General features: G+C 66.4%; 20 protein-coding genes. 6 read left to right on the top strand and 14 right to left on the bottom strand.

Translation table 11 applies throughout. The annotated features are described in order from the left end of the window. Positions 1–89: 89 nt before the first annotated feature. The 3 genes from E5S66_RS01245 to E5S66_RS01255 all read left to right on the top strand — a co-directional run bounded on the left by E5S66_RS01245 (position 90) and on the right by E5S66_RS01255 (position 3914). Positions 90–1112, top strand: a complete 1023-nt coding sequence (locus E5S66_RS01245; protein ID WP_028838550.1) for a class 1 fructose-bisphosphatase — start codon at positions 90–92, stop codon at positions 1110–1112. A 98-nt stretch (positions 1113–1210) separates the two neighbouring features. Further along, positions 1211–3025 carry an SLC13 family permease gene (locus E5S66_RS01250; protein ID WP_028838549.1) on the top strand — a complete coding sequence of 605 codons (1815 nt, stop codon included), beginning with the start codon at positions 1211–1213 and terminating at the stop codon, positions 3023–3025. A gap of 25 nt (positions 3026–3050) precedes the next feature. Further along, positions 3051–3914: a pirin family protein gene (locus E5S66_RS01255; RefSeq protein WP_138346829.1), complete on the top strand. Its 864-nt coding sequence runs from the start codon at positions 3051–3053 to the stop codon at positions 3912–3914. A gap of 36 nt (positions 3915–3950) precedes the next feature. On the opposite strand, the gene E5S66_RS01260 is transcribed toward E5S66_RS01255, so the two are convergent. From E5S66_RS01260 to E5S66_RS01270, 3 genes are all read right to left on the bottom strand, one after another. Then, positions 3951–5069, bottom strand: a complete 1119-nt coding sequence (locus E5S66_RS01260; RefSeq protein ID WP_138346831.1) for a PA0069 family radical SAM protein — start codon at positions 5067–5069, stop codon at positions 3951–3953. Between the two features lie 282 nt (positions 5070–5351). Further along, a complete protein-coding gene (locus E5S66_RS01265; RefSeq protein ID WP_138346833.1) occupies positions 5352–6650 on the bottom strand; it encodes an XVIPCD domain-containing protein in 1299 nt (432 codons plus the stop codon). Between the two features lie 240 nt (positions 6651–6890). Then, a complete protein-coding gene (locus E5S66_RS01270; RefSeq protein ID WP_138346835.1) occupies positions 6891–7523 on the bottom strand; it encodes a hypothetical protein in 633 nt (210 codons plus the stop codon). Positions 7524–7829: 306 nt separating this feature from the next. On the opposite strand from E5S66_RS01270, the gene cls reads away from it, so the two are divergent. Genes cls through E5S66_RS01285 form a run of 3 tightly spaced genes read left to right on the top strand, consistent with a single transcriptional unit; the run spans position 7830 to position 10326 of the window. Next, on the top strand, positions 7830–9269 hold the full coding sequence (gene cls, locus E5S66_RS01275) for a cardiolipin synthase (protein WP_138346837.1): 1440 nt from the start codon (positions 7830–7832) through the stop codon (positions 9267–9269). A gap of 47 nt (positions 9270–9316) precedes the next feature. Next, a complete protein-coding gene (locus E5S66_RS01280; protein WP_138346839.1) occupies positions 9317–9574 on the top strand; it encodes a hypothetical protein in 258 nt (85 codons plus the stop codon). Further along, the gene (locus E5S66_RS01285; RefSeq protein ID WP_138346841.1) at positions 9571–10326 is read left to right on the top strand and encodes a pyridoxine 5'-phosphate synthase; all 756 of its coding nucleotides are present in this window, start codon (positions 9571–9573) and stop codon (positions 10324–10326) included. Before E5S66_RS01280 ends, E5S66_RS01285 begins: the two co-directional genes overlap by 4 nt. A gap of 85 nt (positions 10327–10411) precedes the next feature. On the opposite strand, the gene E5S66_RS01290 is transcribed toward E5S66_RS01285, so the two are convergent. The 11 genes from E5S66_RS01290 to dnaA all read right to left on the bottom strand — a co-directional run bounded on the left by E5S66_RS01290 (position 10412) and on the right by dnaA (position 21601). Further along, the gene (locus tag E5S66_RS01290; protein ID WP_028840459.1) at positions 10412–10822 is read right to left on the bottom strand and encodes an ExbD/TolR family protein; all 411 of its coding nucleotides are present in this window, start codon (positions 10820–10822) and stop codon (positions 10412–10414) included. Between the two features lie 15 nt (positions 10823–10837). Beyond that, the gene (locus E5S66_RS01295) at positions 10838–11266 is read right to left on the bottom strand and encodes an ExbD/TolR family protein (RefSeq protein ID WP_028840460.1); all 429 of its coding nucleotides are present in this window, start codon (positions 11264–11266) and stop codon (positions 10838–10840) included. 36 nt (positions 11267–11302) lie between these two features. Next, complete coding sequence (locus E5S66_RS01300) at positions 11303–12061, bottom strand: MotA/TolQ/ExbB proton channel family protein (protein ID WP_028840461.1); 759 nt, start codon at positions 12059–12061, stop codon at positions 11303–11305. Positions 12062–12144: 83 nt separating this feature from the next. Then, the gene (locus tag E5S66_RS01305) at positions 12145–12816 is read right to left on the bottom strand and encodes an energy transducer TonB (protein ID WP_138346843.1); all 672 of its coding nucleotides are present in this window, start codon (positions 12814–12816) and stop codon (positions 12145–12147) included. Between the two features lie 154 nt (positions 12817–12970). Then, a complete protein-coding gene (locus E5S66_RS01310; protein WP_138346845.1) occupies positions 12971–14089 on the bottom strand; it encodes a hypothetical protein in 1119 nt (372 codons plus the stop codon). 107 nt (positions 14090–14196) lie between these two features. Next, on the bottom strand, positions 14197–15009 hold the full coding sequence (locus E5S66_RS01315) for a M48 family metallopeptidase (RefSeq protein ID WP_138346847.1): 813 nt from the start codon (positions 15007–15009) through the stop codon (positions 14197–14199). Between the two features lie 78 nt (positions 15010–15087). Further along, positions 15088–17550, bottom strand: coding sequence for a DNA topoisomerase (ATP-hydrolyzing) subunit B (gyrB, locus tag E5S66_RS01320; RefSeq protein WP_138346849.1), 2463 nt, complete (start codon positions 17548–17550; stop codon positions 15088–15090). 150 nt (positions 17551–17700) lie between these two features. After that, positions 17701–18783, bottom strand: a complete 1083-nt coding sequence (gene recF / locus E5S66_RS01325; RefSeq protein WP_138346850.1) for a DNA replication/repair protein RecF — start codon at positions 18781–18783, stop codon at positions 17701–17703. 131 nt (positions 18784–18914) lie between these two features. Continuing rightward, on the bottom strand, positions 18915–20015 hold the full coding sequence (gene dnaN, locus E5S66_RS01330; protein WP_138346852.1) for a DNA polymerase III subunit beta: 1101 nt from the start codon (positions 20013–20015) through the stop codon (positions 18915–18917). 9 nt (positions 20016–20024) lie between these two features. After that, positions 20025–20276, bottom strand: a complete 252-nt coding sequence (locus E5S66_RS01335) for a hypothetical protein (protein ID WP_138346854.1) — start codon at positions 20274–20276, stop codon at positions 20025–20027. Then, a complete protein-coding gene (dnaA, locus tag E5S66_RS01340; protein ID WP_138346856.1) occupies positions 20273–21601 on the bottom strand; it encodes a chromosomal replication initiator protein DnaA in 1329 nt (442 codons plus the stop codon). Before dnaA ends, E5S66_RS01335 begins: the two co-directional genes overlap by 4 nt. Between the last annotated feature and the right edge of the window lie 101 nt (positions 21602–21702).

Consider the following 21702-nt stretch of genomic DNA (forward strand, 5'->3'; position numbering starts at 1 on the left):
CGACCCGCTGCTCTTCCGGGCCGCGGTCATGCCGGCCGCGCGCCGACTTCGGCGACAATACGCGCCTGTCTTCGCACAAGGGCGCCGCAATGTCGCATCCCCACATCTCCCTGACCCGTTTCCTGATCGAGGAACAGCGCGCCGGCCGCGTCAACGCGGAACTGCGCCTGCTGGTGGAAGTGGTGGCGCGCGCCTGCAAGACCATCTCGATCGCGGTGGGCAAGGGCGCGCTGGGCGGGGTGCTGGGCGAGGCCGGCACCGGCAACATCCAGGGCGAGGCGCAGAAGAAGCTGGACGTGATCGCCAACGACGTGCTGCTGGAAGCCAACGCCTGGGGCGGCCACCTCGCCGGCCTTGCGTCCGAGGAGATGGACCACAGCATGCCGATCCCGGACGTGTATCCGCGCGGCAACTACCTGCTGCTGTTCGATCCGCTGGACGGCAGCTCCAACATCGACGTCAACGTCTCGGTGGGCACCATCTTCTCGGTGCTGCGCTGCCCCGAGGGCGTGACCACGCCCGCCGACGAACACTACCTGCAGCCGGGCACCGAGCAGGTCGCGGCCGGCTACTGCGTGTACGGCCCGCAGACCACGCTGGTGCTGACGGTCGGCCACGGCACCCATGCCTTCACCCTCGACCGCGAGGTCGGCAGCTTCATCCTGACCACCCGCGGCATGCGCATCCCGGAGGAGACGAAGGAGTTCGCGGTCAACGCCTCCAACCAGCGCTTCTGGGAAGCGCCGATGCAGCGCTACGTCGGCGACCTGCTGGCCGGCAAGGACGGCCCGCGCGGCAAGGACTTCAACATGCGCTGGATCGCCTCGATGGTGGCAGACGTGCATCGCATCCTCACCCGCGGCGGCATCTTCAGCTACCCGCTGGACAGCAAGTGCGCGCCCAAGGGCGGCAAGCTGCGGCTGATGTACGAGGCCAACCCGATGAGCCTGCTGGTGGAACAGGCCGGCGGCGCCGCCAGCACCGGCCGCCAGCGCATGCTGGAAGTGCAGCCCAACGGGTTGCACATGCGGGTGCCGGTGTTCCTGGGCTCGAAGGCGGAAGTGGAAGCGGCGGTGTCCTACCACCGCAGCCACGACGCCGGCGCAGCCTGAGCGGCCGGGGCGGGCCGGCGCCCGCCCAGAACGCTTGCTGCGTTCGTCATTCCGCGCCGTGATGCGGCAACACCCCGCGATTTCGGCAGAATGCGCCCATGCAGCTTGATCCCCACCTGTGGCCCCAACTCGCGTTCGGCCTGATCCTGGCCGGCGGCCTGTACCTGTTCATCAGCGAACGGCTGCGGGTGGACGTGACCGCCATGCTGATCGTGCTGGCGCTGGTGCTGACGGGGGTGCTGGACGGCAAGCAGGCGCTGTCGGGCTTCTCCAGCGAGCCGGCGATCATCGTCGCCGCGGTGTTCGTGATCTCCGGCGCACTGGGCGCCACCGGCATCAGCGAGCGCCTTGGCAGTTGGGTGGAGCGCGCCTCCGGCGAACACGAGTGGCGCACCATCGCGGTGGTGATGCCGCTGGTGGCGCTGCTGGCCTCGTTCACCCACCACGTGATGGTCACCGCGATGATGCTGCCGCTGCTGCTGCGGCACGCGCGCAACCGCCGCCTGCCGGCCTCGCGGCTGCTGATGCCGATGTCGCTTGCGGCCTCGCTGGGCACCACCCTGACCCTGTTCAGCGCACCGGCGTTCCTGTTGGCCAACGACATGCTGGAGCGCGCCGGCGCGGAAGGGCTGGGGATCTTCTCGATCACCCCGATCGGCGTGGCGCTGGTGCTGGTGGGCACCGCCTACATGCTGCTGACCCGCTGGCTGCTGCCCAAGCGCAGCGGCGAGCAGAACGAAGACGACTACCTGCGCCTGGATCGCTACCGCACCGAGCTGCTGGTGATGAAGGACGGCCACTGGTGCACGCGCCCGCTCGCCGACCTGCAGAAGGCGCTGGGCCAGCGCTTCCGCCTGATCGGCTGGCTGCGCGACGGCGAACGCCGCGACGACCTTGGCCCCGGCAGCCCGCTGCTGGGCGGCGACGTGCTGCTGGTGGAAGCGGCCGCCGACGAACTGATGTCGCTGCACGATGACAGCGGCCTGGACATGAACGCGATCGCCCGCTTCGGCAGCTTCGCCGCCGGCGAAGGCCGGCCGCAGCTGGTGCAGGCGGTGGTGGCGCCGGGCTCGGAGTTCATCGGCCGCAGCATCCGCGAGCTGGATTTCGCCCGCCAGTTCCACACCGTGATCGCCGGGCTGTGGCGGCGCGGCGAGCAGATGGCCGACCGCCTGTCCGACGCGCGCCTGCGCGAGGGCGACCTGCTGGTGCTGTGGGGCCAGCAGGCGCGCTTCACCGAGCTGGCCGCGCACCACGGCTTCCTGATGCTGGTGCCGTTCGCCGGCGAAGCCAAACGCCGCCTGCGCGCGCCGCTGGCGCTGGCCATCCTCGCCCTGACCGTGCTGGCCGCGGCCACCGAATGGCTGTCGCCACCGATGGCTTTCCTGGCCGGCGCCGTGGCCATGGTCGCCACCCGCTGCGTCGACGTGGAACAGGCCTATCGCGGCATCGACGTGCGCATCTTCGTGATGATCGCCGGGGTCATCCCGCTGGGCATCGCGATGGAGCAGACCGGCACCGCCGCGCTGCTGGCGCAGTGGCTGTCGCACTTCATCGAACACTGGCCGCCGTTGGCCATCCTGCTGGTGATGTTCTCGCTGGCCGCGCTGCTGACCCAGGTGATGAGCGATGCCGCCACCACCGCGCTGCTGGGGCCGATCTCGATCGCCACCGCGCAGGTGCTGGACCTGCCGCCGGCGCCGTTCGTGGTGTGCACCGCACTGGGCGCGGTGGTGGCGTTCCTGACCCCCATCGGCCACCACGGCAACCTGCTGATCCTGCGCCCCGGCCAGTACCGTTTCGGCGACTTCCTGCGCGTAGGGCTGCCGCTGACCGTGCTGGTCGCGCTGGTCAGCGCGTGGATGGCGCGCTGGCTGTGGATGGGCGGGCCGCTGCTGCCGAGCTTCGGTTGACCGTTTCGCCTACAGGGAGGACGCCATGACCATCGTGATCGCCCCGCGCAGCCACGACATCGGCGGGCTGGAAGTGCGCCGCGCCGTGCCCAGCCTGCAGGCGCGCAGCGTCGGCCCGTTCGTGTTCGTCGATCACATGGGCCCGGCGCTGTTCGAGCCCGGCCGCGGCATCGACGTGCGCCCGCACCCGCACATCGGCCTGGCCACCGTCACCTACCTGTGGGCCGGCGCGCTGCGCCACCGCGACACCCTCGGCAGCGTGCAGGACATCCTGCCCGGCGACGTCAACTGGATGACCGCAGGCCGCGGCATCGCCCACTCCGAACGCACCCCGCCGGGTCCACGCGCGGCCGGCCACGACCTGCACGGCATGCAGACCTGGGTGGCGCTGCCGAAATCGCACGAGGAAACCGCGCCGTCGTTCCACCACCACGAAGCCGCCACCCTGCCATGGCGCGAACACGCCGGCGCGCGGCTGCGGGTGATCGCCGGGCGCGGTTTCGGCATGGAATCGCCGGTGCGGGTGTTCGCCGACACCTTCAACGTCGCGGTCGATCTGGCGCCTGACGCCGAGCTGCCGATCGCAGCAGAAGCGCAGGAGCGCGCGCTCTACGTGCTGGAGGGGCAGGCGCAGCTGGACGGCGCGGATATCCCGGAAAAACATCTGGTCGTGCTCGACCCGGGCGCGCGCCACGTGCTGCGCGCGAAGACGCCGCTCAAGGCGATGCTGTTCGGCGGCGAGCCGCTGGATGCGCCGCGCCATATGTGGTGGAACTTCGTGTCCAGTTCGAAGGAACGCATCGAGCAGGCGAAATCCGACTGGGACAGCGGCGCGTTCGGACTGATCCCCGGCGACGACGCCGAGCGGATTCCGCTGCCGACACGCTGAGGCATTCGATCACGCTGCCCGCGAAAGCGGCGTCGATCAGAACAGCTCTCCCTGCGGCGATGGCTTGCGCGGCGGCACGAACAGATCCGTGCGCAGCGGCGGCAGCTGGCCATAGCCCAGCCGTCGGCGCGTCTTCGCGAAGCGCATCGCCACCAGCTCGGCAAACGGCCCCTGGCCGCGCATGCGGGTGCCGAACGCGCTGTCGTAATCCTTGCCGCCGCGCATCTGCCGGACCAGACTCATCACGTGCGCGGCGCGATCCGGATAGTGCAGCTGCAGCCATTCGCGCCAAATCTCCTTCAGCTCATGCGGCAGCCGCAGCAGCACGTAGCCGGCGGACTGTGCGCCGGCCGCGCGCGCGGCTTCGAGGATGCGCTCCAGATATTCGTCGGTGATTGCCGGAATCACCGGCGCCACCAGGACGCCCACCGGCACGCCGGCCTCGCGCAGCCCTGCCACCAGCTTCAGCCGCGTGTGCGGGGCGGCAGCGCGCGGCTCAAGCTTGGCCGACAGCGCGTTGTCGAGGGTGGTGATCGAAACATGCACGTTGACCAACCCATGGGTGGCCAGTTCGGCCAGCAGGTCGAGGTCGCGCAGCAGCGCGCTGCCCTTGCTGACGATGCTGAGCGGGTGGCGCGCCTCCAGCAGCACCTCCAGGCAAGCGCGGCTGATTCCATGCGCGCGCTCCAGCGGCTGCCAGCCATCGGTATTGATCCCCAGCGCGATGGGTGCCGGCACATAGCCGGGCTTGGCAAGTTCGGCGCGCAGCAATTCCGCGGCATTGGTCTTGGCAAACAGCCTGGTCTCGAAATCCAGCCCCGGCGACAGATCCAGGTAAGCGTGCGAGGGCCGCGCGAAGCAGTAAACGCAGCCGTGTTCACATCCACGATAGGGGTTCACCGACTGCGAGAACCCGATGTCCGGCGAACTGTTGCGGCTGATGATGCTGCGCGCGCGCTCGCTGGTGACCTGGGTGCGCGGTGCCGGTGCTTCCTCCGGTGCTTCATACACCGAACCCCAGCCATCGTCGTCGTAACGCAGCGCGCGCTTCTCGAAACGACCTGCAGGCGCCGAGGCAGCGCCGCGCCCCTTGTGCGGTGCCATCGCACGGCGCGCATCGTCGTCGGGATGGGGCGGGGCGGATGAAATCTGCATCCACCCAGCCTACCCTGTGGCGGTCGCAACACCCGCGACGCAGGAGAACGCCGTGACCGCATTGATCGACGCCTGGGATGCGCTGTGGGCGATTCCCCACATCCGCGCCTGGCGAAGGTTTTTGGACGGGTTGGTCCGCTCGATAGCGCTTCGGACGGCTTCGCCACCAATGCATCCTCGGCCGGGTTGCCAGTGATTTCTCACGTATCCCCGCGCGAAACGACCGCGTTGCTTCTTCACTAGGCGACTACGATAGGAATATCGGCTCGGACCCGCTTTTTGCTACATCCGCATGACGGGTACATCACGCGCAGGAGCGTGGTGGCTTTGCGACTGCTGCGCTACCGGGAACGCGCGCTCCTTTTCGTTCGCCATGTTGGGTCCTTCCGCTTGCCGGTAGCGCTCTGCGGCCGGGCTAGCCAACGCTTCCAAAGTATCCATGTGGATGCGGTTTGCTGCTGGGTCGGAAGAGGCTCTCGGTCCTTGCCGGACCAAGTGCAAGATCTCCCCGGCTGCGTATCGCTCGGAAGGTACATTGAACGCTAGTTGCAGCTCGTCCTGCGCAGTGAATCCCTTCATCTTGGCTATGACGAATGCACTGGCGGTCAGACGCTCGCTGGCGTCATCCCACCCCTTGCCTGCGTGTTGATCCAGCCGGCGCACGTCGCTGCGGAGGTGTTGCAACAAGGCATGGTCCGGATGATCGGGCTCCATTGCGCCGGGCGCTGGCTGAGGATGAACCGGTTGGACAATTGGTGCAGCCGTGGGAAGCCCTGTCACGAGAGGAGAGACATGGCGGTTCGTGACCCTAGTGTGTTGAAACAAGTGCTCACTGGGTGGCGAATTCCCCAAGTCGTAATAAGGCATCGGTTGGCTGTCCCTGCCCAGATCGATGCCATTCTCTTCCAGCAGCCTCTCGCTAAGTCGCAGGCGCCCCAGATCCAGACCCATCTGTGGCGCAGCGACGCCCGGCGATGCCCGATGGTAGTGACGCTCGGTCTGTGCGATGAAACTCACTAGATTGCGGCCGTAATAGTTGACGTAATCGGAGCTCCCTCGCGCCCCGAGGCCTCCAGGAGTCCGCGCGGCTTTGTCAAAATAATTCTGCCCCATTGCTTCGACATTGGCCGGCGTAGCGCTGAGTGTCATGTCCGCATTGAGGCTGAGATTGGGCTTGACGATGTACGAAATGTTCGGGCTGGTATGGCGATCGATGAAGTCCCCCATTCGGCCCGGTTGTGCTTCGAAGATCTCCTGCAAACCTGCTCCCGGGTTTGCGTGCCTCACGCGGCTGACAATCGCGTTCCAGCCTGCAATCTCGGCAAGAGCCTCATCGCGGCGGTTTTGCGCCAGAAGCGTGGCTGTCGGCGCGGTGTAGTCACGCGGGGCCGGGGCGTTCTCCGCAATCTGCCTGACCGTGCTGGCGAAGCGGGTGAGAGCCTGCCGCGTCGCAACCCGGTTAAAGCCGTGCTGAAGTTCGTGACCCAAGACAAACGTGATTTCGCCGATGTTTTGCTGTGCAGTGTGGGCCTGTGTTAGCCCGGCAGGAACCCTACCCAATTTGGCCAAGGGCAGGCGCATGACACGGTTCTGCGGGTCGTATTCCCCCCCGGCGTTTGGGTTGGCTAGTGGCACGATAGCCCTCAGGTGCCCTTGTGCCACCGCTTCGTTAATCTGGTCAACTAAAGCAGGCGATGCATTGATCGCAACATGCAGGTTATTCAGATGATCCGACGTGACTCCGGGCCGCCGACCGAATGCAGCGACAACAGTCTGGGCTTGCGCACTTAGTATGGGCATCGCGGGTTCTTCTGATGCTACTCAGGAGATCGTCAGGTTGCGAAGGCAGGCGCGTCCCGAGTTCCCCTCAGGATCGCCTGACTCATCTTGGCTGCCAATACTGATGGTCATTCCCTCACGGAAAAAATCGTAGCCAAACACGGTTCCTGACTGCTGCTTGGACTCTACCCGCACCGAGCCGAAACCCATTGCCCGCAAGTCCGCCGAAATCCTGTCGACATCGATAATGCAGACGGGCTGAGCGTTCGAGTACTGGGTGATGTCTTCCGCGTCGAGCGAGTACTCCAGTTCAGAGATGCTGCCATCCTGATGCGCGGCGATTGACAAATGATGTGACCAACCCGGGCTTATCCGCTCCTGGAATACGTAGTCATCCCCTTCCTTCGTAAACTCCACTCGGAGTGCCTCTTCCACCCGTTTCAAGGTGATGTCCCGCGTCGAGCTGCTGTTGCGGATGAGTTCCCTCAGCCCGAGCCATGCCTGTTCCACGGATATTCGAGGACGAATCGGCGCGTGCACGCTGGAAGATGCGTTCGAACTAGTCACGACTGAGATCTCGCTGACAGGATGCTGGGCAGGTCTCGCGGGCCGCGATACCGGCGCGCAGGCACACAAGACCAGGAATGCGATGACAAGAGGGGTGCGAATGGCCATTCGGACATCCCTGTTCCAGAGGCGGCGCCAGCGATCATAGGCAATCCAGCCGGCTGTCGCCATTGTTGAGGCGTGGCTGGAGTCCCACCAAACTGGTAAGCAATTCCAGGAAAGAGGACTCAAAGGCTGAGATCCTTTCCGACCCACAAGAGAAAGCGCCCGGCCGCCTGCGAAGCAGCGCCGCGCCCCTTGCGTGGTGCCGTCGCACGGCGCGCATCGTCGTCGCGATGGGGCGGGGCGGATGAAATCTGCATCCACCCAGCCTACCCTGTGGCGGTCGCAACCCCCGCGACGCAGGAGAACGCCGTGACCGCATTGATCGACGCCTGGGATGCGCTGTGGGCGATTCCCCACATCCGCGCCTGGCTGACCGCGGGCTGGGCGCTGTACCTGGTCTGGCTGGGCAGCTGGATCGTGCTGCAGAAGCGCGAGCCGGCGGCGACCCTGAGCTGGCTGATCAGCCTGGCGGCGCTGCCCTACATCGGTTTCGCGATCTATTACATCCTCGGCCCGCAGCGGATCGTCCGCCACCGCGCCCGCCGCAAGCGCCACCATGCCCATCTGCCGACCGAGGCCGAAGGCCCCGGCGACGAGAGCCTGGAGCTGCGTGCGCTGGCGCATGCCACCAGCGGGCTTGCGCCCAGCACCGCGCATGACGTGCGCCTGCTGGTCGACGGCGGCAGCAAGTATCCGGCGCTGCTGGAAGCAATCGCGCAGGCGCGCGACCACGTCCATCTGGAGTACTACATCTACAACCCGGACCGCACCGGCACGGCGCTGCGCGACGCATTGGTGGAACGTGCGCGCGCCGGCGTCAAGGTGCGGCTGCTGGTCGACGCGATGGGCTCGATGCAGTGCCGCAGGCGCTTCTTTGATCCGCTGATCGAAGCCGGCGGCGAGCTGGCCTGGTTCCACCCGGCGCGGCTGTGGCTGCCGTGGAAGCGCCCGTGGCTGAACCTGCGCACCCACCGCAAGATCGTGGTGATCGACGGCCGGGTCGGTTTCCTCGGCGGCATCAACATCACCGACGAGGAGGACGAGCGCCTGCGCGACGATGCCTACCGCGACCTGCACCTGCGCGTCGAAGGCGACATCGTGCGTTCGCTGCAGGAGGTGTTCGTCGAGGACTGGGCCTATGCCACCGAGCGCAAGGATTTCATCGGTGACGTCGTGCAGGCGATGCCGGCGCCGCAGCCAGGCCCGATCCACGCCCAGCTGTTGGTTTCCGGCCCCGATTCGCCGTGGGAGGCGATTCACCGCACCCACGTCAGCGCCATCCATTCGGCGACCCGGCGGATCTGGCTGACCACGCCGTACTTCGTGCCCGGCGAGGCGGCGATGATGGCGCTGACCTCGGCCGCGCTGGGCGGCCTGGACGTGCGCCTGCTGCTACCCAGGATGAGCGACAGCCGGCTGGTCACCTGGTGCGTGCGTTCCTACTACGACGACCTGTTGGCCGCCGGGGTGAAGGTCTACGAATACGGCCCGCGCATGCTGCACAGTAAGTCGTTGCTGGTCGACGACCGGCTGGTGATCATCGGCAGCGCCAATTTCGACCACCGCAGCTTCCGCCTCAACTTCGAATCGTCGCTGCTGATCGATGATGCCGGCGTCGCCGACGCGCTGGCCCTGCTGGTCGAACGCGAGTTCGCCTCGGCGCCGCGGGTGCGCCCTGATCGCCCGCGGCCCCTGCTCACGGCGCGTCTGCCGGAGGCGCTGGCAAGGCTGATGGCGCCCCTGTTGTGACCGTCGCGGCGGCGTAAACTTCGCCCACCCGACCCGGAGCCGCACGCATGCACTGGTTGTTCCTGCTCCTCGCCGTTGCCGCCATGGCACTGGCGTTCCTGACCACCTCCATGGCGGTGCTGGCCGGCTGCCTGCTGGCAGCGCTTGTCCTGTTCGTCGCCTGGGTGCTGGGCCTGTATCAGGCGCGAGTCGCCGGCAGCGATCGCGATGCGACCATGATGGTCGACCCGGCCGAGCTGCGACGGTTGCGCGAGCTGGCCCAAGCGCGCAAGCAGGAGCGCGACGACGCTGGCGACGCGCCATGACCGCGCTCAGCGTCAACCTCAACAAGATCGCGGTGCTGCGCAATTCGCGCGGCGGCGGCGAACCCGACGTGCTTGCCGCCGGCGTGGCCTGCCTCGATGCCGGCGCCCACGGCCTGACCGTGCATCCACGGCCCGATGCGCGTCATATCCGCAGCGACGATGTGTACGCGCTCGGCGCGCTGTGCACTGCGCGCGGGGTCGAATTCAACGTCGAAGGCAACCCGTTTGCACCGCCGCGCGCCGGTTATCCGGGCCTGCTGGCATTGTGCGATGCGGTGCGGCCGGCCCAAGTCACCCTGGTGCCCGATGACGACGGCCAGCTCACCTCCGACCACGGCTTCGATTTCGACCGCGACGGCGAATCGCTGCGCCCGCTTATCGCCGCGTTCAAGGCATTGGGTTGCCGGGTCAGCGTGTTCGTCGACGTCGGCGATCCGGATGTGGCGCAGGCCGCCGAGCTGGGCGCGAATCGGGTGGAACTCTACACCGGCCCCTATGCCGAAGCCTTCGCCGCCGGCGACGCCGATGCGGTGCTGCGCTTGGCCGCCGCGACCGCGCGCACCGCACAGGCCGCCGGCCTGCAGGTCAACGCCGGCCACGACCTCAACCAGGCCAATCTGGGCCGTTTCCTCGCCGATGTGCCCGACGTCCGCGAGGTGTCGATCGGCCATGCGCTGATTGGCGAAGCGCTGTACGCCGGCCTCGCCGCGACCGTGCGCGCCTATCGACACATCGTCGATTCGGTTTCGTAGCAGGGGCTTCAGGTAAAAAAAAACGCCGCCCAATCGGGCGGCGTTTCGTCATCCACGACGTGCCCCGGAAGCCGGGGCAGAATGTTTATTTCTGGACGAAGCCGATCTTGATCATGTCGGCGTTCTTCGCGGCTGCCAGCACCTGGGCCAGCACGCCGTATTCCGCCGATTCATTGGTGTCGATCTGCAGCTCGGGCTGGTTGCTCGGATCACGGGCGACTTCCTCGTCCATCATCCGCTCCAGCGCCGAAACGGCGACCGGCGAGTTGTTCCAGAACACCTGGCCGGACGCGTCGATCCTAAGTTCGATCGGATCCGGCGGCTCCTTCGGGTTTTCCGGCGGCTTTTCCGTCTTCTGCGGCAGATCCACGTCCACCGGCACCGACTGGATCGGCATGGTCACCATGAAGATGATCAGCAACACAAGCATCACGTCGATCAACGGGGTGACGTTGATGTCCGCCATGGCACCTGCGCTGGCTTTGGCAAAGGCCATCGTGCGTTCTCCTTACTACCCTTTCTTCGGCGGCGTGGTGACGAAGCCGACCTTGGCCATGCCCTGCGCCTGCGCGATCTTGACGACTTCGTTGATCAGCCGGTACGGGGTGGTCTTGTCGCCACGGATCTGCACCGGCGGCTGCGGGGTCTTCTGGGCCTCGACCGACAGGCGGCTTTCGATCGCCTGCCGGGTCGCCGGCTCATCGTTGAGGAAGAGCTCGCCCGCCTCGGTCACCGTGATGGTCACCGGCGGGATCTGCTGCTTCTTCTCTTCCTTCTTCTGGACCACCGCCTGCGGCAGCTGCACCTTGACCTTATGGTTCATCAGCGGCGTGGTGATCATGAAGATGATCAGCAGCACCAACATCACGTCCACCAGGGGCGTGACGTTGATTTCGGCCATCGGCGCGCCGTCTTCCTTGTTACCGACACTTGCTGCCATGGTCAGGGGCCTCCGTCAGGTTCCAGTGGCCAAAAATCAGCGCTTGCCGGCCGCGTCGCCGACGCGAGCGCCGGTGGCGAAGAAGTCGTGCAGGTCGTGGGCGAAGGTGTCGAACTGGTTGTTGGTGATCCGGTTCGCGCGCACGAAGGCGTTGTACGCCAGCAGTGCCGGAATCGCCACGAACAAGCCGAGTGCGGTCATGATCAGCGCCTCGCCCACCGGGCCGGCCACTGCCGAGATCGACGCATCGCCCGACGAGCCGATCGCGATCAGCGCGTGGTAGATGCCCCACACGGTGCCGAGCAGGCCGACGAACGGGGCCGACGAACCGGTGGTGGCAAGCACGGTCAGACCGGCTTCCAGGTTCAGCGACTCGCGGGTCACGGCCTGGCGCAGGGCGCGGTCGACGAACTCGGAGCGGTTCAGCGACTCGGCCAGCTTGGAGCCGTCGTGGCGCTGGTGGTGCGCGGCGGCCTGGGCGGCATCCAGCGCGATCTTGGAGAACGGCTCCGACTTCGGCTGTTCTTCCATGTAACGGATCGCGTCCTGGGCGTTGGTGGTCTCCCAGAAGGTGCTGACCACGCGTTCGGCGCGGCCACGCAGGCGGATGTTCTTGATGAAGTTGATGATGATCCAGTACCAGGACATCACCGACATGATGCTCAAGGTGAGGAACACGATCCAGCCGACTGCGTCGAAGTTCTGGATCAGGCTTTCAAAGCCCATCTGCTGGAGCGCGGCGGCGTTGTTGCCTCCGGCGGCGGCAGGTGCGGCGGCAGCAGTTTCTTGCAACATACGCTTACCCTTGGATGTCGTGGATGAAGTTGTTCAGAGCTAGATGAAGCGATTGCGTTGGAACGGGTGGTGCGGAACAGCAGTTACATCTTGAATTCGACCGGGACGCGAACGCGGCTGGCGATCTTCTGCCCGTTCCTGACTTCCGGGTTGAAGCGCCAGCGCTTGGCCGCGGTGATCGCGGCGCGATCGAGATTGCGGTTGCCGCTGGAGCGTTCGACCTCGACGTCGAGCACGCCGCCACTGGAATCGATGCTGACAATCAGGACGGTGGTGCCTTGGATGCCCCGGCGCATTTCTTCCGGCGGATACTTCGGCGGATTCATCGCCCGCGAGGAAGCATCCACGCTGGAACCGATGTCCGGCACCGAGGCCGGCGGCGACGGCGGCGACGGCGGCGGCGCGGCGACGTCGACGGCGCGCGATTCGCTCAGCACCACCGGCGGGTCATCCGGCGGCGGCGGGATCGGGCTCGGGCGCGGCGGCGACAACGTCTTCGGCGGCGTGGTCAGCGGCTTGGGTTGTTCCGGCGGCGGCGGCGGCGGCGGTGGCGGCGGCGGCGGCGGTTCGATGAAGGTGACGCTCACCACATCGTCCTTCTCCACGTCCTGGGCCGGGGGCGACAGCGGTGCCAGCAGCATCAGCAGCGCTGCGGCATGCAGGGCGATGGCGAAGCTGAAGCCGGCGATGCGCGGCCAGCTCAGGCCGCCATCGCGGTTGTCATTCTTCTCGATGTGGGCGAGATCTTCCGTCATGCGCACGGCTCTGGAGTGGAGGGCCCCGATCGGTTGGACCGGGGCGGATTACGGTGCGACCTTTATGGCCGCAGGAATCCCGTAGTTTATACCAGCAGACACGACTTGTTCCAAGCATTGTCTGTGGTGTAGGGCGAAAACTGCGCGGTGCGTCTCAACGCGCGAGGATGCGTTTGGCGTCTTCCGGCTTCTTGACGCCCTTTTCCAACGCCTGCTTGGCGGCTGCCTTTGCCTCCGCCTTGCGCTCTGCGTAGTCCAGCACCTTGGCGAGATTGAGATAGGCCTCGCCATCGGCCGCCATCGGCGCCGCGCGCTTGTACAGCTCGATCGCCAGCGGGATCTTGTCGTCCATGTAGGCGTTCTGCGCGAGGACCTGGTAGTCGCGAGCAAGGTCCGCGTCGGCCTGCAGGACGCCCTTGGCCACGCCATCGTCGATGACCTTCTTGGCGTCGTCCCAACGCTGGGCATTCATGTAGCCGATGTACAGCGCGCGGATCTCGCGCTTCTCGGTCAGCATGCCACGCTTGTACGCAGCTTCCAGCAGGACGTTGGCTTCGTCGAATTTGTCGCCATTCTGCAGCGCGGCGACGGCGTTCATCAGCAGCCGCTTGTCATCCGGGTTCTTGGCAAGCAGGTCCTTGTAGATCGCGGCGGCTTCCTCGTGGCGGTCCAGGTTGCCAAGCAGGCCGGCGCGCAGGGCGAGGTGGTCCTTCTTGTCGGACTTGGTTTCGGCCAGGAACTTCTCCAGCATGGCCAGCGCCTCGGCGAACTTGTCCTCGCCGTACTGAATCACCACCATGTTGTACATGGTGGAGTAGTGACCGTCGTTCTCCAGACCATTGGCAGCGACCGCCTTGGCGAAGAACTCGCCCGCCTTGGCCTGGTCATCCATGTTGGCAGCGGCATTGCCCGCCATCGAATAGGCGAACGACTTCTCGTACGCGTTCGCGGCCGGCATCGCCGCGACTTCCTCGGCCTTGGCGATCACGCCTGCCCAGTCGTCCTTTTCGTAATGCGCCTGCAGTTCCTGCAGATGTTTGATCAGCTTGGGCGACGCCTTGGCTTCCGGCGACTGACGGGTTGCGTTCGGGTACAGCGCCGGCTTGGCCTCTTCCGCCTTCTGCTGACCCTTGCCGAGTTCAGCGCGCCTCCGAGCGCGTTCTTCCTGCTTGCTCATGGACTGCGGTTCGGCATGAACGAAAGGCGCCAGCACCAGCATGCCGAGGGCGGCGGACAGGGCAACGGCGAGCGGGCGGCGGTAGGATTTGGACATGGGGCATTCCTCGGGGCAAGGTGCCGCGGCAGGCGCGGCCAGGTGCGGAAACGTAGCAGAAACTCGCTGCGCCTTCCTGTGCCGGAGGACGGCAGGTCAGCGCAAAGTCAGCGGCAGTGCGGAGTTTGCCCCTTGTTGCGCGCCGCCTGCATGACCGCGGTCAACCCGGCCGCACGCGCCTGCAGTTCGCGCAGGCGGGAAGCAGGGTCGGGATGGGTGGACAGCCACTGCGGTGGCCGGCCGCCGCCGGCCGCCGCCATGTTGCGCCACAACGACACTGCGCCCTCGGGGTCGAACCCGGCCTTGGCCATGAGCTCCTGGCCCACGACGTCGGCCTCGGACTCCTGGACGCGCGAATTCGGCAGCAGGAAGGTGCCCTGCAGCAGCGCACCGCCAAGCTGGCCGGTGGTCTGCTGCGCCGCCTCGCCGTAACGGGAGCCGGCCAGCGCGCCGGCCACCCCCAGCCCGGTCTGCGCGTAGACCTGCCGGGTGATGCGTTCGTCGTGGTGGCGGGCCATCACGTGACCGATCTCGTGGGCAATCACCGCGGCCAATTGGTCCTGGTTGGTGGCGACCTTGAAAATGCCGGTGTAGACGCCGATCTTGCCGCCGGGCAGTGCCCAGGCGTTGGCTTCGTTGTTGTCGAACAGCGCGTATTCCCAGCGCACGCCGCTCCATGGCGCCGGCAGCTGGGCGGTGACGGCGCGCACCACGCAGCCGACGTAGGCGTTCTTCGCGGCATCCCGGCTCAGCGGCGTCGATGCCTTGGCCTGGGCGAACGCCTGCAGGCCCAGCTGGTCCAGCTGCGCCTGCGACACCGCGCCCACGTATTGGGTGCGCCCTGTCGGCGAGGTGGTGGTGGCGCAGGCCGCAACCGACAGCGCGGTGGCGACACCCAGTGCAATTGCCTTGGTGTTCATGTCGATCTCCGATCAGGGCCAGGATCGCCGTTGTAGGCCGCAGGGCCTGAACGCGGTGTCAATCCGGCGCGCCCCCGATCAAACGTCGAGATTGGCCACCTTCAACGCGTTGTCCTCGATGAATGCACGGCGCGGTTCGACCACATCACCCATCAGGGTACTGAAGATGGTGTCGGCGGCTACCGCGTCTTCCAGCCGCACCTGCAGCAGGCGGCGGGTGTCCGGGTTCACGGTGGTGTCCCACAGCTGCTCCGGGTTCATTTCGCCCAAACCCTTGAAGCGCTGGATCTGGCGGCCCTTCTTCGCCTCCTCCAGCAGCCAGGCCTGGGCGTCGGCGAAGCGCGCGATCGGCTGCGACTTGCTGCCGCGGACGATCCTCGCGCCGTCGCGCACCAGACCATGCAGCTTGGCGGCGGCTTCGCGCAACGGCCGCAATTCGCCGTGTTCGAACAGCGACTGCGGCAACACCTGGATCAGTTCCTCGCCCATGTGGCTGCGGGTCACCAGCAGCGCGGCAGGACGACCCTCTTCCGCGGTCTGCCAGCGCAGCGCGTAGCGCGGCTTGCCCAGTCCGCTCTGGTTGAGGCGCCCGGCCAGCGCGGTGAGCGCCGCGGACAGATCGCCGTGCGCCGCCACCGAAGCGGCATCCAGCGGCACGAAATCGATCAGGGCCTCCAGCACGCCTGGATCGAAGCGGTGGGCGTTGCGGGCAATCGCTTCCCTGGCCTTGGCGTAGGCCAGCAGCAGGCCCTCCAGCGCGGCACCATCGATGGCCGGCTCGGCCTCGGCCGGCACCAGCCCGGCGCCTTCCACCGCGCTGCCGGCGAGGTAGGCGTCCAGCGCGGCATCGTCCTTCAGGTACAGCTCGTTCTTGCCCTGCTTGATCTTGTACAGCGGCGGCAGCCCGATGTAGATGTGGCCGCGGTCGATCAGCTCCGGCATCTGCCGGTAGAAGAAAGTCAGCAGCAGGGTGCGGATATGGCTGCCGTCGACGTCGGCGTCGGTCATGATGATGACCCGGTGGTAGCGCAATTTATCCGGGTTGTATTCATCCTTGCCGATGCCGGTGCCGAGTGCGGTGATCAGGGTGCCGACTTCGGCGCTGGCCAGCATGCGGTCGAAGCGCGCGCGCTCGACGTTGAGGATCTTGCCGCGCAGCGGCAGCACCGCCTGGGTCTTGCGGTTGCGGCCCTGCTTGGCACTACCGCCAGCGGAGTCGCCCTCGACGATGAACAGTTCCGACAGCGCCGGGTCCTTTTCCGAGCAGTCGGCCAGCTTGCCGGGCAGGCCGGCGATGTCCAGCGCGCCCTTGCGGCGGGTCAGGTCACGCGCCTTGCGCGCGGCCTCGCGGGCGCGGGCAGCATCGACGATCTTGCCGGCGATGGCCTTCGCCTCATTGGGGTGTTCCTGCAGGAACTCCTCCAGCCGCGCCGCGAAGGTGCTGTCCACCACCGGACGCACGTCCGAGGACACCAGCTTTTCCTTGGTCTGGCTGGAGAAGCTGGGATCCGGCACCTTCACCGACAGCACCGCGATCATGCCTTCGCGCATGTCGTCGCCCGACAGCGCCACCTTGGCCTGCTTGGCGATACCGTTGTTCTCGATGTAATTGGTCAGGGTGCGGGTCAGCGCCGAGCGGAAACCCTGCAGGTGGGTACCGCCATCCTTCTGCGGGATGTTGTTGGTGAAGCAGAACATCGTTTCCTGGTAGGCGTCGGTCCACTGCAGGGCGACTTCCACGGTGATGCCGTTCTGCTCGCCGCTCACCGAGATCACGTTCGGATGCAGCGGAGTCTTCAGCTGCGCCAGATGCTCGACGAAGCTCTTGATGCCGCCTTCATACTCGAATACATCGCGACGGCCTTCCTCGCGCTCGTCGACCAGGGTGATCTTGACCCCGGAGTTGAGGAAGCTCAGCTCGCGCAGGCGCCGCGCCAGGATCTCGTAGTGGAATTCGGTGTCGCTGAAAGTTTGCTCCGACGGCCAGAAACGCAGCACGGTGCCGCGACGCTCCCCCTGATCGCCGACCCGCTTGAGCGGATAGACCGGCTCGCCGTGTGCGTATTCCTGCTGGTGGTGGCCGCCGTCGCGCCAGATGTCCAGGGTCAGCTTGCTGGACAGCGCGTTGACCACCGACACGCCCACGCCGTGCAGGCCGCCGGACACCTTGTAGCTGTTGTCGTCGAACTTGCCGCCGGCGTGCAGCACGGTGAGGATGACCTCGGCCGCCGACACGCCCTCTTCCTTGTGGATGTCCACCGGAATGCCGCGGCCGTTGTCGGACACGCTGACCGAGCCGTCGGCATGGATGCTGACGATGATGTTGTCGGCATGGCCCGCCAGCGCCTCGTCCACCGAGTTGTCGACCACTTCGAACACCATGTGGTGCAGGCCGGTGCCGTCATGGACGTCGCCGATGTACATGCCCGGGCGCTTGCGCACCGCTTCCAGCCCGCGCAGAACGGTGATCTTGCTGGAATCGTAGGTGGAGTTCGGGGTGGTTTCGGGCTGCTGGCCCGGGGTCTGTTCGTTTTGCGACATCGACGCGTTCGACTCCCGTGACGTGCCGTGGGCACGCCAAGACACATTAGCTATAGGAACCCACAGTATAGCCGACCGGGGCCCGCAGGCTTTTTGCAGCCGATGCCGTGGCTCACGCCTGGTTACGCTTGGATCCAGGCGAACGAGCGATCAGGCGCCGCCGATTTTCCCATGTTCCACGTGGAACATCGCCACATCGACCCCGACCGCGGCCAGCCCGACCGGGGCTTCCGTGCCGGTGATCAGCACCTGCGCCCCGCTCTCGGCCAGAACCTCCAATAACCGACGCTGGTGGTGGCGATCCAGCTCGGAGCCGAGGTCATCCAGCTGCAGGGCCGGCCACCCGCCCCCGAGCGCTGCAAGATGCGCGGCCTGCCCCAACAACAGTGCCAACGCCAACTGCTTGGTTTGCCCCCGCGACAGACCCTCACGGCCCGGTAGATCGCGCAGGGAAATCCTCAGATCGGCGCGATGCGGCCCCAGCGAGGTATAGCCCAGCGCCAGATCGCGTTCGCGCGACAGCAGCAAGGCATCCGCGAGCGACAGCTCTTGCCGCTTCCATCCCGGCTGGAGCAGCAGTTCCACGCCCCCTGCCGCGGGCAACAGGTTCGGCAGCAGCCGGGTCAGGCTGGGCTGAAGCCCTGTTACATAGGCTTCCCGCAGCAGGGTCAGTTCCTCCCCCGATTGCGCCAGCTCATGTTCCCAGGCATCCAGCTGCGCACTGGCCCCGCCGGTCTGCCGCAACAGGGCGTTGCGCTGCTTGAGCGCACGCGCGTACCGGCGCCATTGCGGCATGAAGCCATGTTCCACGTGGAACAAACCCCAGTCGAGGTAGCGCCGCCGCACTTCGGCGCTGCCATCCACCAGCGCGTGGCTGCCGGGTTCGAAGGTGATCACGGCCAACGCTTCGCACAACTGCCCGAGTTGGCGCACGTCCTCGCCATCCAACCGCGCTTCCCAGCTTCCACCCGCGTGGCGCAACCCGGCCCGGCGAGCCACGCCTTCTGCTTCCCACTCGACATAAGCCTGCAACGCCGGTTCCCCTTGCCGGATCAGCCCATCGCGAACACGGCCCCGGAAGCTGCGCCCGTGCGCCAATAGATGCAGCGCCTCCAGCACGCTGGTCTTGCCGCTACCGTTGTCGCCGGTCAGCAGGTTGAATCCGGGGCGCAGGGCGATCTCCGCCGAATCGAAGCGACGGAACGCCTCGACGCGAAGCAGGTGGATCAGCATCTCGGGTTTTCACTCTGGCGGGAACGACAACGCCCGGACGGTGCCGGGCGTCGAGGTGGATGTTCCACGTGGAACATCCCTGCAACCGCGCCCGGCCAGCGGCCGGGCTCAGGCTGGCATGGCATGCGCGGTCACAGCCGCAGCGGCATCACCACGTGGCGGGCGTGGTGGCTGCCAGCACCGCGCACCAGCGCGGAAGAGTTGGCGTCGCGCAGCTGGATGACCACGAATTCGTCGCGCAGGGCGCCGAGCGCTTCCAGCAGATAAGTCACGTTGAAACCGATGGCGAGCGAATCGACATGGGTTTCCGCTTCCACCTCTTCCTGCGCCTCTTCCTGCTCCGGGTTGTGGGCGCTGATCTTGAGCAGGTTGGGCGAGACTTCGACGCGAACGCCGCGGTACTTTTCGTTGGACAGGATCGATGCGCGCTGCAGGGACGCACGCAGCGCCTCGCGGTCGATCTTGACCTCGCGATCGGCACCGATCGGGATCACCGCTTCGTAATCCGGGAACTTGCCGTCGATCAGCTTGCTGGTGAAGGTCACGTCGTCGCGCTTGACCCGGATATGGCCCTTGCCCAGCTCCAGCTCGATCTGGCGGTCGCCGCCCTCGAGCAGGCGCTGCAGTTCCTGCACGCCCTTGCGCGGAACGATGATCTGGCGCTTGCCGCCATGTTCCTGCCCCAGGCTGGTCTCGCACAGCGCCAAGCGATGGCCGTCGGTGGCCACGCAGCGCAGGGTGTCGTCGCGCAGGTCGAACAGCAGGCCGTTGAGGTAATAGCGCACGTCCTGCTGCGCCATCGCGAACGCGGTGCGCTCCAGCAGTTCCTTCAGCGCCGCCTCGGGCACGCTGACCTGCTCGGTGGCGTCAACCTCGTCCAGCGAAGGGAAATCGTTTGCAGGCAGGGTGGCCAGGCTGAACCGGCTGCGGCCGGCCTGCACGGTCACCTTGTCGCCACCGTGGCTGATCGTGACCCGGCTGCCATCCGGCAGGGCCCGCACGATGTCGAACAGCTTGCGGGCGGGAATGGTGATCTCGCCGTCCTGGGCGTCCTCGACCGCGGTGCGCGCGACCATTTCGACTTCCAGATCGGTACCGGTCAGGGCCAGCTGTCCGTCATTCACCCGGACCAGCAGGTTGGCCAGGACCGGCAGGGTATGCCGACGTTCGACCACGTTGACGACCTGGGCCAATGGCTTCAGCAGGACTTCGCGTTGCAGGGAAAACCGCATGTAAACCCCTCACCCTTTTGGCTGATTCGAAAGGCGCGCCGGCTGGCTGGCCCTTGCTTCTTGAATATGGATAAATCTAGAAAGACGGTGGTGCTGGAGTAGCGAAAAACCCGGGATATCTACTGTAACCTTTTGTTTTAAATCGGTTTTATGCTTGGCGAAAGCGCCTGCATAACCCCCTTGGAAGCAGGGGAAAAGCTGTGGATGGTTTTGCACGGCAGATTCGATCCCCTGCTTATCCACAGCTTGTACCGTTCTCATTCACTGAGCTTGCGGATCAACTTGTCCCAGTCTTCGTGGAGATTGCCGTCGCTTTCCATCAGCGTGCGGATCTGCCGGCAGGCGTGCAGCACGGTGGTGTGGTCGCGGCCGTCGAACGCCACGCCGATCTCCGGCAGGCTGTGTTCGGTCAGTTCCTTGGCCAGCGCCATCGCCACCTGTCGCGGTCGCGCCAGCGACCTGGTGCGCTTCTTGCCCAGCATCTCCCGCAGCTGCAGACCGTAGTAGTCTGCCACGGCCTTCTGGATGTTGGCGATGCTGATGGCCTGCTGCTGCGCGCGCCACAGGTCGCGCAGGGTTTCCTGGGCGAACTCCATGGTCACCGGGCGACCCAGCAGGCCGGCCTGGGCGGTCAGCTTGTTGATCGCGCCTTCCAGCTCGCGCACGTTGCTGCGCATCTTCTTGGCGATCAACTGGGCCACTTCGTCGGGCAGCACCGCGCCGCGCTCGCGCGCCTTGGACAGCACGATCTGCGCGCGGGTCTCGAAGTCCGGCGGGTCGATCGCCACCGACAGCCCCCAGCCCAGCCGCGACTTCAACCGCGGCTCCAGCCCGTCCACCTCGCGCGGGTAGCGGTCGCAGGTCATGATGATCTGCTGGCGGCCCTCGAACAGCGCGTTGAAGGTGTGGAAGAACTCTTCCTGGGTGCGGTCCTTGCCGGCGAAGAACTGGATGTCGTCGATCAACAGCGCGTCGATCTTCTGGAACTGGCGTTTGAACTGGTCGGTGGTCTTTTCCTGCAGCGAGCGGAAGAACGCGTCGTAGAACGTGTTCGAGCGCAGGTACAGCACCCGCGCCGCCGGGTTGAGCCGGCGCATCTCGTTGCCGGCCGCGAACATCAGGTGGGTCTTGCCGAGGCCGGTGCCGCCATACAGCAGCAGCGGGTTGTGGGTGCGTTCGCCGGGTTTCTGCGCGGCATGCCAGGCCGCCGCGCGGGCCAGCTGATTGCTGCGCCCTTCGACGAAGTTGTCGAAGCTGTAGTGCGGATCGACGTTGCCGTGGAAAGGTTCGACCACCGCGGCAGGCGCCGGGCGGGCCGGCAGCGCCTGGTTGGCGGGCGCAGCGGCAATGCGGCGCGGGGCACCGATGTCGACCACCACCTCGGCGCCGTCGTCGAAATGGCGGACCAGCTCGCGGATGCGTTCGAGGAAGCGGCTCTGGACCTCGTCGCGGACGAAGGCATTGGGTGCGTAGAGCACCAACCCGCCGTCGCGCCGGTCCGCCTGCAGCGGTTTGAGCCACATGCTCACCTCGTCCTGCGGAAGCTCGGTTTCAAGGCGTTGCAGGCAGGCGGGCCAGACGTGCATGGGTCGAAGGATCCGGAAAAAAGCGCGAGCAGCCGGACCGGGAAACCGGATGGCTGTGGATAAGATGGGAGCTGGGCAGGTTACCACCGCGCCCGGGTGCC

Origin of the sequence: Thermomonas fusca (assembly GCF_005862345.1) — a bacterium.
GTDB classification, from domain to species: Bacteria; Pseudomonadota; Gammaproteobacteria; order Xanthomonadales; family Xanthomonadaceae; genus Thermomonas; species Thermomonas fusca.

Bases quoted from the DNA above. Each gene is read 5' to 3' on its own strand.
- E5S66_RS01245 (WP_028838550.1), top strand. From the start codon at position 90: ATGTCGCATCCCCACATCTCCCTGACCCGTTTCCTGATCGAGGAACAG.
- E5S66_RS01250 (WP_028838549.1), top strand. From the start codon at position 1,211: ATGCAGCTTGATCCCCACCTGTGGCCCCAACTCGCGTTCGGCCTGATC.
- E5S66_RS01255 (WP_138346829.1), top strand. From the start codon at position 3,051: ATGACCATCGTGATCGCCCCGCGCAGCCACGACATCGGCGGGCTGGAA.
- E5S66_RS01260 (WP_138346831.1), bottom strand. From the start codon at position 5,069: ATGCAGATTTCATCCGCCCCGCCCCATCCCGACGACGATGCGCGCCGT.
- E5S66_RS01265 (WP_138346833.1), bottom strand. From the start codon at position 6,650: ATGCGCCTGCCCTTGGCCAAATTGGGTAGGGTTCCTGCCGGGCTAACA.
- E5S66_RS01270 (WP_138346835.1), bottom strand. From the start codon at position 7,523: ATGGCCATTCGCACCCCTCTTGTCATCGCATTCCTGGTCTTGTGTGCC.
- E5S66_RS01280 (WP_138346839.1), top strand. From the start codon at position 9,317: ATGCACTGGTTGTTCCTGCTCCTCGCCGTTGCCGCCATGGCACTGGCG.
- E5S66_RS01285 (WP_138346841.1), top strand. From the start codon at position 9,571: ATGACCGCGCTCAGCGTCAACCTCAACAAGATCGCGGTGCTGCGCAAT.
- E5S66_RS01290 (WP_028840459.1), bottom strand. From the start codon at position 10,822: ATGGCCTTTGCCAAAGCCAGCGCAGGTGCCATGGCGGACATCAACGTC.
- E5S66_RS01295 (WP_028840460.1), bottom strand. From the start codon at position 11,266: ATGGCAGCAAGTGTCGGTAACAAGGAAGACGGCGCGCCGATGGCCGAA.
- E5S66_RS01300 (WP_028840461.1), bottom strand. From the start codon at position 12,061: ATGTTGCAAGAAACTGCTGCCGCCGCACCTGCCGCCGCCGGAGGCAAC.
- E5S66_RS01305 (WP_138346843.1), bottom strand. From the start codon at position 12,816: ATGACGGAAGATCTCGCCCACATCGAGAAGAATGACAACCGCGATGGC.
- E5S66_RS01310 (WP_138346845.1), bottom strand. From the start codon at position 14,089: ATGTCCAAATCCTACCGCCGCCCGCTCGCCGTTGCCCTGTCCGCCGCC.
- E5S66_RS01315 (WP_138346847.1), bottom strand. From the start codon at position 15,009: ATGAACACCAAGGCAATTGCACTGGGTGTCGCCACCGCGCTGTCGGTT.
- gyrB (WP_138346849.1), bottom strand. From the start codon at position 17,550: ATGTCGCAAAACGAACAGACCCCGGGCCAGCAGCCCGAAACCACCCCG.
- recF (WP_138346850.1), bottom strand. From the start codon at position 18,783: ATGCTGATCCACCTGCTTCGCGTCGAGGCGTTCCGTCGCTTCGATTCG.
- dnaN (WP_138346852.1), bottom strand. From the start codon at position 20,015: ATGCGGTTTTCCCTGCAACGCGAAGTCCTGCTGAAGCCATTGGCCCAG.
- E5S66_RS01335 (WP_138346854.1), bottom strand. From the start codon at position 20,276: ATGAGAACGGTACAAGCTGTGGATAAGCAGGGGATCGAATCTGCCGTG.
- dnaA (WP_138346856.1), bottom strand. From the start codon at position 21,601: ATGCACGTCTGGCCCGCCTGCCTGCAACGCCTTGAAACCGAGCTTCCG.